Annotated in this window: 13 protein-coding genes; 6 read left to right on the forward strand and 7 right to left on the reverse strand. The window is 75.0% G+C overall.

Features of this window, described 5'->3' with window-relative positions; all coding sequences use genetic code 11:
- The first annotated feature begins 98 nt into the window (after positions 1 to 98).
- The gene (locus ADJ73_RS03665) at positions 99 to 2,291 is read left to right on the forward strand and encodes a hypothetical protein (RefSeq protein WP_156188094.1); all 2,193 of its coding nucleotides are present in this window, start codon (positions 99 to 101) and stop codon (positions 2,289 to 2,291) included.
- Here the strand turns inward: ADJ73_RS03665 and ADJ73_RS03670 are convergent.
- On the reverse strand, positions 2,186 to 2,824 hold the full coding sequence (locus tag ADJ73_RS03670) for an ArsR/SmtB family transcription factor (RefSeq protein ID WP_050347142.1): 639 nt from the start codon (positions 2,822 to 2,824) through the stop codon (positions 2,186 to 2,188). The genes ADJ73_RS03665 and ADJ73_RS03670 overlap by 106 nt on opposite strands.
- 145 nt (positions 2,825 to 2,969) lie before the next feature.
- Between ADJ73_RS03670 and ADJ73_RS03675 the strand changes: the two genes are divergently transcribed.
- Positions 2,970 to 3,992, forward strand: coding sequence for an MFS transporter (locus ADJ73_RS03675; RefSeq protein WP_050347143.1), 1,023 nt, complete (start codon positions 2,970 to 2,972; stop codon positions 3,990 to 3,992).
- Here the strand turns inward: ADJ73_RS03675 and ADJ73_RS03680 are convergent, their stop codons facing one another.
- From ADJ73_RS03680 to ADJ73_RS03690, 3 genes are read right to left on the reverse strand one after another with little or no spacing between them, the layout of a single operon-like run.
- On the reverse strand, positions 3,993 to 4,733 hold the full coding sequence (locus tag ADJ73_RS03680) for a glycosyltransferase (protein ID WP_050347144.1): 741 nt from the start codon (positions 4,731 to 4,733) through the stop codon (positions 3,993 to 3,995).
- 8 nt (positions 4,734 to 4,741) lie between these two features.
- A complete protein-coding gene (locus tag ADJ73_RS03685; protein WP_050347145.1) occupies positions 4,742 to 5,605 on the reverse strand; it encodes a DUF5926 family protein in 864 nt (287 codons plus the stop codon).
- A 40-nt stretch (positions 5,606 to 5,645) separates the two neighbouring features.
- Positions 5,646 to 6,080 (reverse strand): ATP-binding protein, encoded by a 435-nt coding sequence (locus ADJ73_RS03690; RefSeq protein WP_050347146.1) that lies wholly within the window; start codon positions 6,078 to 6,080, stop codon positions 5,646 to 5,648.
- Between the two features lie 244 nt (positions 6,081 to 6,324).
- Between ADJ73_RS03690 and ADJ73_RS03695 the strand changes: the two genes are divergently transcribed.
- Both ADJ73_RS03695 and ADJ73_RS03700 read left to right on the forward strand, forming a co-directional pair.
- Positions 6,325 to 6,870: a YsnF/AvaK domain-containing protein gene (locus tag ADJ73_RS03695; protein ID WP_050347147.1), complete on the forward strand. Its 546-nt coding sequence runs from the start codon at positions 6,325 to 6,327 to the stop codon at positions 6,868 to 6,870.
- A 187-nt stretch (positions 6,871 to 7,057) separates the two neighbouring features.
- Entirely contained in the window at positions 7,058 to 8,248 is a 1,191-nt protein-coding gene (locus tag ADJ73_RS03700; RefSeq protein ID WP_156188095.1) for a hypothetical protein, read from the forward strand.
- A gap of 93 nt (positions 8,249 to 8,341) precedes the next feature.
- On the opposite strand, the gene ADJ73_RS03705 is transcribed toward ADJ73_RS03700, so the two are convergent.
- The gene (locus ADJ73_RS03705; RefSeq protein WP_156188096.1) at positions 8,342 to 8,899 is read right to left on the reverse strand and encodes a DUF402 domain-containing protein; all 558 of its coding nucleotides are present in this window, start codon (positions 8,897 to 8,899) and stop codon (positions 8,342 to 8,344) included.
- Between the two features lie 115 nt (positions 8,900 to 9,014).
- Between ADJ73_RS03705 and ADJ73_RS03710 the strand changes: the two genes are divergently transcribed.
- On the forward strand, positions 9,015 to 10,067 hold the full coding sequence (locus ADJ73_RS03710) for a quinone-dependent dihydroorotate dehydrogenase (RefSeq protein ID WP_050347150.1): 1,053 nt from the start codon (positions 9,015 to 9,017) through the stop codon (positions 10,065 to 10,067).
- A 54-nt stretch (positions 10,068 to 10,121) separates the two neighbouring features.
- Here the strand turns inward: ADJ73_RS03710 and ADJ73_RS03715 are convergent, their stop codons facing one another.
- Positions 10,122 to 10,295, reverse strand: a complete 174-nt coding sequence (locus ADJ73_RS03715; RefSeq protein ID WP_050347151.1) for a CsbD family protein — start codon at positions 10,293 to 10,295, stop codon at positions 10,122 to 10,124.
- A 133-nt stretch (positions 10,296 to 10,428) separates the two neighbouring features.
- On the opposite strand from ADJ73_RS03715, the gene ADJ73_RS03720 reads away from it, so the two are divergent.
- Positions 10,429 to 11,970: a GGDEF domain-containing protein gene (locus ADJ73_RS03720; RefSeq protein ID WP_156188097.1), complete on the forward strand. Its 1,542-nt coding sequence runs from the start codon at positions 10,429 to 10,431 to the stop codon at positions 11,968 to 11,970.
- Here ADJ73_RS03720 and ADJ73_RS03725 read toward each other — a convergent pair.
- Entirely contained in the window at positions 11,946 to 12,479 is a 534-nt protein-coding gene (locus tag ADJ73_RS03725) for a GbsR/MarR family transcriptional regulator (protein WP_050347153.1), read from the reverse strand. The two genes, ADJ73_RS03720 and ADJ73_RS03725, sit on opposite strands and share 25 nt — an antisense overlap.
- Between the last annotated feature and the right edge of the window lie 110 nt (positions 12,480 to 12,589).

Consider the following 12,589-nt stretch of genomic DNA (forward strand, 5'->3'; position numbering starts at 1 on the left):
GCCTAGGTGGGGTTGCCGGGCGCGCACCTCCCCCCGCAGGGGGATCTGCAGGGGTCTGTCGGACAGGCGCCCTAGTCTGACCGCGTGACCTCACCCCCGTGCCTGGGCCGTATGCCGCTCCCCCGCGGCTGCTGCGCGTCCTCGTGATGGGGATCCTGCTGATGGCCTGGCTGCTGGGGCTCGGGGCACCGGCCGCCCGAGCCGCCGCACCGGGTGCACCGGCCGCCCGCGCGACGTCCGGCACGGCTCCGGTCGTGCTCGTGGGGGTCGGCGGGCTGACGGCGGAGGACCTCGGCCCGGCCGCCACCCCGCACCTGTGGGGCCTGCTGCAGCGGGGCGCGTCGGCGTCCCTCGTGGTGCGCTCGGTGCACCTGTCGACCTGCCCGGTCGACGGGTGGTTGACGCTGGGCGCGGGCACCCGCGCGGCCCAGCCGGGGTCGCAGGCCTCCCCGCCGTGCCCGCCGCTGCCTCCCGTCTCGGGAGCGCAGGTGCCGGGCTGGTCGGACTACCTCGCGGCGGCGCGAGCCACCAAGCAGGACGCACGGCTGGGGTCGTTGGCCCAGGCGCTGACCGCCGGTGGCGACTGCGTCACGGCGCTCGGGCCGGGCGCGGGGATCGCCGCGGCCGACCCGCAGGGGCGCGTGGCTCGGTGGCGGCCGCTGCAGCCCGGCACGCTGCGGCAGGACCTCGCGGGGTGCCCGGTCACGCTCGTCGACCCCGGCGGCGTGAGCGTGGACCGCGGGGACCGGGCCGCTCAGGTGCGGGCGCTGGACGCCCAGGTCGGGGCGGTGCTGGCGGCGACGCCGACCGGCGCCACGGTGATCGTCGCGGCGCTGGCCGACGACGGGCCCACCGCCCGGCTGCACCCGGTCGTGGTCGCCGGTCGCGGGTCCGGGACGCTCGCGTCGAGCTCCACCCGGCAGGACGGCTACGTGCTGCTCACCGACCTCGCCCCCACGATCGCGGCCTGGGCCGGGGCGCGGCCCGACCCGTCCTGGCGCGGCGCCACCTTGACGGTCCATCCGGCGGGGGACGCCGCCGCGCGGGCGCAGGCGATGCGCGACGACGCGGCGGCGGCCGACCTGGTCCAGCCCGTCGCGCTCGGGTTCTGGCCGACCTGGGCCCTGCTCCAGCTGCTGGGATGCCTGGCGGCATGGCTGCTCGCGCGCCGCGGCCGCGCCGAGGCCGTCGGGCTGCTGCGCCGTGGCCTGGTGGCGATGACGTGCGTGCCCGCCGCGACCTACCTCGCCGGCCTCGTGCCGTGGTGGCGCTCCCCGGCGCCCGTGCCCACCCTGTGGCTCGTCATCTACCTGCTGGCCGCCCCGCTCGCCGCGGTGGCTCTCCTCGGGCCGTGGCGACGTCACCCGCTGGGGCCACCGGCCGCGGTCGCCGCGCTGACGACGCTGGTCGTCGGGGGTGACGCCGTCACCGGCTCCCACCTCACGCAGGCGACGCTGCTGGGCGAGCAGCCCACCATCGGCGGCCGGTTCTACGGCCTCGGCAACGTCGCGTTCTCGCTGCTGGCGACGTCGGTGCTGCTGCTCATGGTCGGGATCGCCACGGTCGGCCGGCGCCGGGGACGCCCCCGGGCCGGCGCCCTGCTCGCGCTGGCGGTCGGGCTGGCCGCCGTCGTGGTCGACGGCGCCCCGCAGTGGGGCGCCGACCTCGGCGGCCCCATCGCCCTGCTCCCCGCCGTGGCCCTGCTGTCCATCGTGGCGCTCGGCGCCCGCGTCACGTGGCTGCGCGTGCTGGTGCTGGGCGTGGTGACGGTGACCCTCGTGACCGCCCTGGCGGTCCTGGACTACCTGCGGCCCGCGTCGTCGCGCTCGCACCTCGGGAGGTTCGTGCAGACGGCGCTCGACGGGGGCGCCACCGACGTCGTGCTGCGCAAGGCCCAGCAGAACCTCGACATGCTGCTCACCGCCCCCCTGGCGTTCCTCGTGCCGGTGGCGCTGGTGGCCGCCGCGTGGGCGGTGGCGCGGCCCGACTCGTGGCTCGGGAGGCCGTTGCGCCCGGCATACGAGCGGGTGCCGTTGCTGCGAGCCGGGCTCGCGGCGGTGCTGGTGATGTGGCTGATCGGCTTCGCCACCAACGACTCCGGCGTCGCGATCCCGGCCGTCGGGGGGATGCTGGTGGTGCCGCTGCTCGTCGCGCTGGTGCTGCACGAGCGCGGCGACCGAGCCGGTCAGGCGGGGTCGGTCGCCTCGTCCGGCGAGCGCGACTCCGGCGGGCGCGACTCAGCCGAGGGTGACTCCGCCGAGCGTGACTCCGCCGGGAGCAGCAGGGCGTAGACGTCCCAGGGCCTCGCGTCCTCGGGGTGGGCCTGCCGGGTCCGCCCGGACGCGGCACCGTAGTCCCGCAGCAGGCTCTCCAGCCGCCGCTGCAGCTCGAGGTACTCGTCGTCGGTCAGCCACAGGCGGTCGCGCGAGGACCTGCCGGAGCCTCCGCCGGCCACGGACTCCGAGAGCCGGTCCAGGCCGGCGGACAGGTCTCCGAGCCACGCGTCCAGCAACGTGCGACTGTCCCCCGGGCCCACCAGCCGGTGCGCCTCCGGCGTCACCGACAGCGAGCCGGCCGCCGCCCGCCACGGCCGCTCCCGGCCGTCGCCGGACGGCTCGTCCCGGGTCACGATCCCCCAGCCGGCCAGCGCCCGCAGGTGATAGCTCGTCGCCGAGGGGGTGAGGCCGACCAGGCGGGAGGCCTCGGTGGCCGTCAGGACCTCGCCGGCGTAGAGCTCGTCGATGAGCCGCTGCCGGGCCGGGTGGGCGAGCGCGCGCAGGGCCCGGGGATCCGAGATGCGCAGCTCCGTCGTGGGGTGGGGCACCTGCTGAGCCTAGTTGCCCCTCGACTCGTGAAGCACTACCTTCATAACTGTGAAAGAGTCCCTTCAGAGTCATCTATAGGCGCTGCGCCCCCGCGACCCCCGGATCCTGCTGGTCGCGGGCGCCGCATCGCAGGTGGGCGACGCCATGGCGCTGGTCACGCTCATGCTGCGCACCCACGACTCCACCACCAGCCCCTACGCGATCTCGGGCCTGCTCGCGTGCTTCGCCCTGCCGCTGGTGCTGACGATGGGCCTCGTCGGGTCGGTCGCCGACCGCGCCGACTCGCGGACGGTGCTCCTGGTCGGCAGCCTCGTGCAGGCCGCGGCCGCGGCGGCACTGGCCTTCACCCACGACTACGCCACCACCCTGGCGCTCGTCGCACTGCTGCAGACGGCCTTCGCCTTCACCACCCCGGTCTGGGCGAGCCTGCTGCCGCTCGTCGCCGGCACCGCGCACACCGGTGCGCTGGTCTCGCTGCGGCAGGGACTGCGCACCGCGGCCGACCCGGTCGGCGCCGCGCTCGGCGGGGTCCTCGTGCAGCACCACGGCGCCGACCAGGCGCTGCTGGCGGACGCCGCCAGCTTCCTCGCCCTGACGCTCGCGGCCCTGACCGTGCGGGTGCGGCGGCGGCGCGCCGCCGAGCCCACGCCCCTGAGCCTGTCGCCCGGCCCCGCCGTCGCGATCCTGCGCCGGCACGCCACGGTCGGGGTGCTGCTCGCCGCCGTCCTGCCCTTCATCCTCGCCATCGAGGCGGTCAACGCGGTCGAGGTCTACGTGCTGCGGGACGTGCTGCACGCGAGCCCGGCCGACTACGGCTGGGCCGAGGCCGCGGCGGGCGCCAGCGCGACCCTGGGGGTGCTGCTCGCCGGGGTCGTGCGCTCCACGGATCGGCGAGCGCAGGTCATGCTGACGTCCCTGCTCGGCGTCCTCAACGCGCTGCTCTTCGCGATCCTGCTGACCGAGATCCCCGGGGAGCAGCAGGGTCGGGTGCTCGCCGCCGTGGAGGGCGCGGCGCGCTCCTGCACGTTGGTGGCGCTGACGCTGGGCGGCACCCTCAACCTGGTCTTCGGCCCGCAGGGGTCCTACCTGGTCATCGGCGCAGTCGGGCTGACCATCGGGACGCTGGGCACGCTGGGCTATCGCCGGGTCCGGACGCGGGCGGCGTGATCAGCGGCCGAGGCGGCGGCGCAGCCGGCGGACGGCGAGCGCCCGCAGCACGTCCTTGTACTGGTCGGCCCGGTGCAGCTGGCCGCGCCAGTCGGCGCCGGACACGCGGTGGTGCAGCTCGCACGGCACCTCGACCACCCGGAGCCCGGCGTCGAGGACGTCGATCGTCATGGCGGTCTCGACGCCCCAGCCGCGGGCGAGCGGGCTCGCGCCCTCGAACGCCTCCCGGGTCAGGCAGCGCATCCCCGACAGCGGCTGGGTGGCGGTCCACCCCGTCAGCTCCTCGATCCCCTCCCGCGCCAGCCGCACGACCATGCCCCGGCCGCCGCCGGCGGTGCGCTGCGCGGGCAAGACGGCGACGGACATGTCCGCGTCGCCGGCGGCGACCGGGTCCACGAGCACGCCGACGGCCGCGGCGGAGGACTCCAGGTCCGCGTCCACGAAGAGCAGCAGCCGGCGCAGGTCCCCCGCCCGCCCCTCCTGGGCGTCACGGCGCGCGACGACGGCGGCGCCCGTCTCCAGGGCGGCCGCCTTGCCGCGGTTGCGGGCGTGGCGGGCCACCATCGCTCCGGCGTCGCGCGCGACGGTCTGGGTGTCGTCGTGCGACCCGTCGTCGACGACCACCACCAGGTCGACGCGCGGCAGGTCGGCCACGGCGCTGATCGTGGCGGCGATGCGGTCGGCCTCGTCCTTGGCCGGTATGACGACCCCGACCGCCCGGTCGTCGGCGCTGCTCGCCATGAGCTGCCTCAGCGCAGGGTGATCTGGCGGCTGAGCAGGCCCGACCGGGCCCGGCGTTCGTCGGTGGTCAGCGGCTCGGCCGCGGCCAGCGCCCCGGCGTAGCGCCGCTGCATGTCCTGCACCGCGTCGGCCCAGGAGCTCGGCTCCGCCTCGGGGTCGACCTCCCACACCGGGATGAGCAGCCCGCACGCCCGGAAGGCGCCGAGCAGCCGGTGCCCCTCGGTGAGCGCGCTCTCGCCGCGGGCGTGGAGCCGGGCGAGCGCGTCGGTGGCGGCGTCCTCGTCGTCCGGCAGGACCTGGCGCACGTAGGCGCGCTCACCGATCAGGCACCAGTAGGCCGAGGTCACGCCGTCGAGCTTGACGGTGGGGATCGCGCTCTCGTTGGCCCGGTCCAGGGACGCCTTGCCCTCCTCGTCGAGGTCCTCCTGCGCGACCCAGAAGTCGAAGCCCTCGTGGACCTGCAGGTCCAGCGGCGCGGTGGTGTCGAGCAGGTCCTGCAGCCGGGGGGTCTCGGCGGTGGCGAGCGGCAGCGCGACGACCGGGTTGCCGGGCTCGGTGGTGGTGGCGGCGAGCAGCACCTGGGCCAGGTCCCGGCTCGCGTCGCTGCTGGCCGAGCCGGACTGCAGCCCCACGAGCACCTCGCCGTCGGCGCGGCGCAGGCCCGGCCACGCCATCGGCAGCACGGTGCACACCGTCGCGGTGCTCACCTCGCCCGCCGGCTCGCGCAGCCGCAGCGTCGCGGTGGCCGCGGGCACGATCTCCCGCATCGCGACCAGGTCCGTCTCGCCCTCGATCCCCTCGAAGGGGCGCCGGACGAACGGCGCGGGACGGGACTTCTTGGTGTCGCCCTTGCGACGCGATGCCTTACCCATGCCCGCAACCCTATCCGCTGCCCACCGGACGCCCGCGGGCTCAGCGGGTGCGCCGCCGCGAGGGGCCGCCGAGGGAGGCCCACACCACCTGCCCCGCAGGCTGGTCCAGCACCCCCCACTCGTGGGCGTACGCCCGCACGATGCGCAGGCCGCGCCCCCGGGTCTGCCACGGCGAGGCGGGCAGCGGCTGGGGCCGGGTGTCGGCGCCGCCGTCGGTGACGTCAACCTCGACGATCCCCTTGCGCAGCGTCCAGTGCACCTTCACGGTGTCACCGGAGAGGGGTACCGCGTGCGTCACGGCGTTGGCGACGAGCTCGGACAGCACCTGCACCGCCTCGTCGACCGTCCTGTCCGAGACCTGCTGGCCCGCGAGGCTCGACCGGAGCTCCTCCCGGGCGAGGGCGGCGGAGGCGACGTCCCACGGCAACGACCGGGTCTCGTCGACCTCGTCCAGGTTGCGGACACGAGGTGGCATCGGCTCTCCTTGGGTCGGGGCGGCACGGACCACCCAGGCGTATGGCGCACGGCGCCGCCGCCCGACCGGGACGGCCCGTCGACGTGCCTGCTCGCCGGATACCCCAGCCCCGGGGCGGGGAGTCCCGAATCCGCCCGTCGATCTGGCGGGGCGGCCGGACGTCCTCGCCGCAGGGGCGCATACCGGCACGCGGCCGCGGGTACTCACCGGAGCAAGCGAATCCTCTGCAGCAAGGGAGCCAGCGATGCGTGACCACACCACGGCACAGGACGACCGGGAGCCCGGGACGGCACACCTCGGCCGACGGGGCGAGGAGGGCGGCACCGTCACCCGCCACGAGGAGCAGCTCTGGGTCGAGACCCGGCCCGTGATCAGCGGCGGCGTCCGGCTGTCCAAGCGGGTCGTCACCGAGGAGCGCACCGTGACCGTGCGGCGCGAGGAGCTGGTCGTCGAGGAGCTCGGCCCGGACGAGCTCGCCGCCGGCGGCACCGACCAGGGCAACCCCGCCAAGGACGCCGCGCTCGACGCGAGCCTGCCCCACCGCCCCCGCGGCGGCAGCGACAACGGGGCCGGCGGCAGCGACAGTGACAGGGACAGTGATAACGGGATCGAGATCATCCTCCACGAGGAGCGGATCGTCACCCAGGTGGTGCCGATCGAGCGGGTCCGCGTGCACGTCGACCGAGTCACGCGCCACGAGGTGGTCGAGGCCGACCTCGCCAAGGAGGTCGTCACGGTCGAGCAGACCGGGCCGGACGACGTGGACTCCGAGGACGTGGGCCACGCCTGATCGTCACGCCTCTTCCCGGCGCCTCTTCCCGGCGCCTCTTCCCGGCGCCATTTCCCCGCGCCTCGTCCGCATCCCTTGACGCCGCCGGGCGCTCACCGCAGACTCGTCGCCACCGGGTAGCCCCCCCCCCCGACGGCGGGGGACGCCATACGGCCCGGACGTCTCGACGACTCGAGGGAGCCCCCTGATGAAGCCCACAAGGATGTGGTCCGCGGTCGCTGCCGCCACCCTGATCGGCAGTCTCGCCGCCGGCCCCGCGCTCGCGGCCCACCCCCAGGCCGCCGCTCCAGCGGCCGCCAGGTCCGCCCAGCTGGTGCGGGCCGACGACGCCAAGGCCCAGGCCCTGCTCGCGCGGCTGCGCGCGACGATCACCCCCGAGCGGCTGGCCCGTAGCCGCGAGCTCGCGCAGCGCCACGGCCTCACGCGCGAGGCCATCAACCCGGGCGACTACCAGTGCGGCCCGACCGTCTTCCGCGACTGGATCCGGCAGTCCACGGCCGACTTCACCAGCGTCGACTGGATGATCCTCGACAACTACGGGGTGCTCGACTACGCCGCCTACGACGCGATGCTCTTCGGCTCGTCCAGCGACCCGGCCTACCGCCTCGGCGCGCACGCCGGGGTGCTCGACAAGACCTTCCGCAAGCTCCGCGGCTTCTGGGACATCCGCAGCGACGACATCGACCTGATGGCGATGCACGGGTCGATGGTCCTGGACCCGGTCCGGGTGTCGCGGGTGCTGCAGGTGGCCTTCGGCGTCCCCAAGGCCCAGGCGGACTCCCTGGCCCCCGCCCTCGTGGACTACCTGAGCGACCCGAAGTTCCAGGGCGGCAACCACCCGATCTTCACGCTCAACGCGTTCGCGTTCACCGCCTTCGGGCGCGAGGTCGTGCCGGGCATCATCCCCGGCGACCGGATCATCATGGGCGACGGCATCCTGCGCGCCTACGACGAGCTGGGCTTCGGCGACGTCGCCCCGCAGGCGATCCTGGCGCACGAGTTCGGCCACCACGTGCAGTTCGAGATCGGGATGATCACCCCCGACACGATCGACGCCCCCGAGACCACGCGCCGCACCGAGCTGCACGCCGACGCGTCCGCCGCCTACTTCCTGTCCCACCCCCGGGGCCTGTCGATGCAGTGGAAGCGGGTCAAGCAGTTCCTCTCCGTCTTCTACACGATCGGCGACTGCAGCTTCACCAGCCCCGGCCACCACGGCACCCCCAACCAGCGGATGCGGGCGGCCGAGTGGGCCTACCAGCTGCAGGAGAGCACGCGGCCCAAGAGCCTGATCTACAGCACGCGGGAGTTCCAGCGCCGCTTCGACGCGCAGCTGCCGATCATCGTCGCGCCCGACAAGGTCACCGCGGCGGCCTGACCGGCCAGGACCGTATGCCGTGAGCCCCCGGCCCCGCCACGCGGCGGGGCCGGGGGCTCCGCGGCATACGGCTCGCGCCGGCGGCGGGACGGGTCAGGCGCCCGCGACCGCGCGGCGCAACCACTCCTCCGCCACGGTGGCGAACGGCTCGGCGCCCGACTCGACGAGCCGCAGCATCCGGTGGGCCCGCGCCTCGGCGGCGGTGACCAGCTCGGGCGGGTAGCCGAAGAGCACCTGGTGGTCGGCGAACTCGTCCTCGTCGTCGATGTAGGTGCGCCCCGTCCGGCGCTCGACGACGTCGAGGTCCAGGTCGACCATCGCCACCGTCGCGACGCCCTCGACCCGGCGCCACATCGGCGCCGTGGTCACGTCGACGTAGTGGCGGATCTTGTGCGGCGCCGCGTTGGTCGTGATGACGTGCCCCGTCTCGACGGGCAGGCACACGACGCTCTCGTGCTCGTTGTCGAAGGCCTGGCCCGGGCGGGCGATGCGCGCCCCCACCGGCACCCGCACCCAGTGCCCGAACTCGTCGGCGCCCAGGTAGCAGCCGTCGTAGGCCCAGTGCGGGCTCGCGTCCCACTTGCTGAACCTGATCGCCACGGTCTCCCCGCCCCGCAGGGCGAGGCCCCCCTCATGCCTCGTGCCGTCCACCCCGGCAGACTAGCGCGGCGTCCGGGCGGTGCCACGGCGACGCGGGCGAGAGACCGTGCGACGAGGCGCCTTGCGACAATGCCGTACGCCGACGCCCTTTTGCGACAATGCTGCCGTGTCCCTCCTCGACCGGTCCTACGACCACCTGCTGCGTCCGACCCTGTACGCCCTCTCGGGCGGTGACGCCGAGACCGTCCACCACCGCACGCTGGGCGCGCTGGCGCGGCTGGACCGCCGCCCGGGGCTGCTCTCGCCGCTGGCCGCCCGCACCCGCACCGACGACCCGGTGACCGTGGCGGGCGTCCGCTTCCCGAACCGGGTGGGCCTCGCGGCCGGCATGGACAAGGACGGCCGGGCGCTGTCGGTGTGGCCGGCGCTCGGGTTCGGCTTCGTCGAGGTGGGGACCGTCACCCGGCACCCCCAGCCGGGCAACGACCGGCCCCGGCTCTTCACCCTGGCCGCCTCCGACGCCGTGATCAACCGGATGGGCTTCAACAACGACGGAGCCGACGCCCTCGCCGACCGGCTCGACCGGCGTCGCCCGGCCGGCACCCTCGGCATCAGCATCGGCAAGTCCAAGGTGACGCCGCTCCCGGACGCGGTGGCGGACTACCGCTACTCGTTCGGGCGACTGGCGGGCCACGCCGACTACGTCGCCCTCAACGTCTCCTCGCCCAACACGCCGGGGCTGCGGGCGCTGCAGGACGAGGGCGCGCTGCGGGAGATCCTGTCGGCGCTCGTCGCGGACAGCGCCGCCATGACCCGGCAGGTGCCGATCTGGGTCAAGGTGGCTCCGGACCTGACGGACCATGCGCTCGCGCAGCTCCTCGCCGTCTGCCTCGAGGAGGGGGTGGCGGGGATCATCGCGACCAACACCACCGTAGGGCGGTCTGGGCTCGCACAGGCCGACCTCGGCCGGGCGTCGGAGGCGGGGGGACTGTCGGGGGCGCCGCTGCGACGCCGGGCGCTGGAGGTGGTCGCCCTGGTGCATCGCGAGACGGGGGGCGCGCTGCCGGTGATGGGCGTCGGCGGCATACGCACCCCCGACGACGCCCGCGCCATGCTGGCCGCCGGGGCGTCCTTGGTGCAGGTCTACTCGGCATTCGCGCTGCACGGCCCGGGCGTGGTGCCGGCGATCGCGCGCTCGCTGCGGACGGCTCAGGGGTAGCACCGTGGCGGTGCTACCCCTGAGGTGGTGTCCAGTCGGCTGACCGGGAGACGCTCAGTTCTTGAAGGCGTCCTTGACCTTCTCGCCGGCCTGCTTGAGGTTGGCGCCCATCTGGTCGCCCTTGCCCTCGGCCTGCATCTCCTCGTCGCCGGTCGCCTTGCCGGCGGCCTCCTTGATCTTGCCGGAGGCGTTCTGCGCGTTGTTGTCGAGCTTGTCGTCGAGTCCCATGTCGGGCTCCTTTCGGTTCGGCTCACCGCCCGGGCACCCGTGCGGTTCCTCTCCCCTACCCACCGTGATCGACGGCTAGTCCTCTCGGGGAGCTCGAGAAGCGCGGCCCGATCGGCGCCCCTATCCTGTGCCGATGACGTCCGACGAGCCCCCGCCGGCTCTGCTGGAGCGGCTGTGGTCGCAGCGCTACGCCCGGCCCGAGGCGCTGGAGTCCGGCCTCCCCCTGGTGGGGGACTGCCCCGAGCGCATGGTCTTCGAGGCCTTCATCGCGTGGCGCGAGCAGCAGCTCGACGAGGTGCTGGGCATCACCGAGCCGCTGCTCGGGGCGGGGTTGCTCGGGCCGCGCTGGGCCTCCCGTGCCCGCAACGTCCAGGCGGCCGCGCTGCTGGACCTGGGGCTGGTGGAGCAGGCCGCGACGGCGCACCTGGACGAGCTGGAGCTGGCCAAGGAGGCCGACGACGCCGTGGCGCTGGCCGCCGCCACCCACGACATGGGCGGGGTCTATCAGTATGCCGACCCCGAGCGCGCGGCCCAGCAGTACCTCGAGGCCATCGCCCTGGCCCGGGACTTCCGCACCGGCGCGTCGCCGGAGGACACCCGCGAGTCGTGCGCGATCGAGGCCGTCGCGATCCTCAACCTGCACGACCTGCAGGTGGGGCAGGGCCTGCCCCTGGCCCCGGACGTGCCCGGGCTGGCTGCGGCCGAGTCGTTGGCGCTGCGGGGCTGGCCCGAGCTGGCCTGCATGATCCGGGCCGTGCGGGTCCTCGAGCGGCTCGACGTCGGGGACGTGCGCGGGGCGACGGAGCTCGCCGCCGCGCTGCCCGACGCCGCCTCGATGCGGGACGTCACCATCGCCGCGCGCGTCGTCCGGGCCCAGGCGCGGCTCGGGGCGCTGCACGGCCGGCACGAGCAGGGCCGCGCGATGCTGACCGCCTTCATCGAGCGACTGCCCGACGGCTACCAGATCGAGCTGCTCGGCGACCTGGACCGGCTGCTCGCGGACGCGGGCCACCTGCAGGAGGCTCTCGACGTGGCCCGGCACCGCGCCGAGGTGATCATGCGCTGCCACGCCGGGGAGGCCCGGGCCGCGGTGCGGGCCCTGGAGGTCTGGCACCGGACCCGCAGCGCCGAGCGCCAGGCGCAGGAGGCCGCCGCGCAGGCCGCGTCGCTGCGCGACGCCATGGACGAGCTGCGCCGCCACCAGGCCCGGCTGCGCGAGCTCACCACGCGGGACGCCCTGACCGGGCTGTCCAACCGCGCCCACCTGTGGGACAGCGTCGAGCGTCTGGCCGGCCCCGGCAGCCAGCTGGCCGTGATCGACGTCGACGGCTTCAAGGGCGTCAACGACAGCCAGGGGCACGCGGCCGGGGACGCGGTGCTGCGACGGCTCGCCGCCGCGCTGCGCGCCGCCTGCTCCCCGACCGACCTGTGCGCGCGGTACGGCGGCGACGAGTTCGTGGTCCTGCGCGGGCCCGACGACCCCTCCGACCTGGCCACCGACCTGCGGGGGCTGACCCGCCTGGCTGCCGGACGGGACGGCCACGAGGTGCACGCCAGCATCGGCGTCACCCGGATCACCGACGAGGGCTTCCAGGACGCGCTGGACCGCGCCGACCGGCTGATGTACCTCGCCAAGCGCAGCGGCGGCGCTCAGATCGAGGCCGACCCGCGCTGACCGTCCTGGTCGCCGCGCTGGTCGTCCCGGTCGCGACGCTCCGCGTCCCGGTCGCTCCCCTGCTGGCGCCACCGGTGCAGGGACGCGTCCAGCTCGTCGCCCAGGAAGTCGAAGAAGGCGGCGTTCTCGGCCAGCCGGTCGCGCGCCGGCCCGCCCGGGACGGCCCCCGCCCCCTGCCCGAAGACCGTGCCCCACACCCGCACGACGTCCAGGCTGCGCAGCATGAACTCCGACCACACGTGCTGCTCCAGCACGAAGACGTCGCGGCGGCTGCCCCGCTCCCGGGTCCGGCGCACGAGCTCCAGCGACTCCAGGTAGCGCACCGCCCCCGAGATCGCGGCGGGGCTGGCCTCGAGCGCCTCACCCAGCTCGGCCGCCGTGGCGCGCGCCTCGTCGACGGTGAAGAGGTGGGCCAGCAGGCGGGACGCCATACGAGGCATGCCGCTCGCGGCGCCCAGGTCGCCCATGCGGTCGACGAAGGCGTGGCGGTCGGCGTCCTCGGAGCTCATGACCAGATCGTAATGGTTCGTTCACGATCCTCAGCAGAACCAGAACCTTCACAATTTTGTGAATTTTGGATAGAGTCGCTGCACGGCCGGCCGACCACGCCGACCCCCCG

The sequence above is a fragment of the Arsenicicoccus sp. oral taxon 190 genome (assembly GCF_001189535.1).
In the GTDB taxonomy this organism is placed as follows: Bacteria; Actinomycetota; Actinomycetes; order Actinomycetales; family Dermatophilaceae; genus Arsenicicoccus.

Coding starts and splice junctions, on each gene's coding strand:
- ADJ73_RS03675 (WP_050347143.1), top strand. CDS start 2,970: ATGGCGCTGGTCACGCTCATGCTGCGCACCCACGACTCCACCACCAGC.
- ADJ73_RS03680 (WP_050347144.1), bottom strand. CDS start 4,733: ATGGCGAGCAGCGCCGACGACCGGGCGGTCGGGGTCGTCATACCGGCC.
- ADJ73_RS03685 (WP_050347145.1), bottom strand. CDS start 5,605: ATGGGTAAGGCATCGCGTCGCAAGGGCGACACCAAGAAGTCCCGTCCC.
- ADJ73_RS03690 (WP_050347146.1), bottom strand. CDS start 6,080: ATGCCACCTCGTGTCCGCAACCTGGACGAGGTCGACGAGACCCGGTCG.
- ADJ73_RS03695 (WP_050347147.1), top strand. CDS start 6,325: ATGCGTGACCACACCACGGCACAGGACGACCGGGAGCCCGGGACGGCA.
- ADJ73_RS03700 (WP_156188095.1), top strand. CDS start 7,058: ATGAAGCCCACAAGGATGTGGTCCGCGGTCGCTGCCGCCACCCTGATC.
- ADJ73_RS03715 (WP_050347151.1), bottom strand. CDS start 10,295: ATGGGACTCGACGACAAGCTCGACAACAACGCGCAGAACGCCTCCGGC.
- ADJ73_RS03720 (WP_156188097.1), top strand. CDS start 10,429: ATGACGTCCGACGAGCCCCCGCCGGCTCTGCTGGAGCGGCTGTGGTCG.
- ADJ73_RS03725 (WP_050347153.1), bottom strand. CDS start 12,479: ATGAGCTCCGAGGACGCCGACCGCCACGCCTTCGTCGACCGCATGGGC.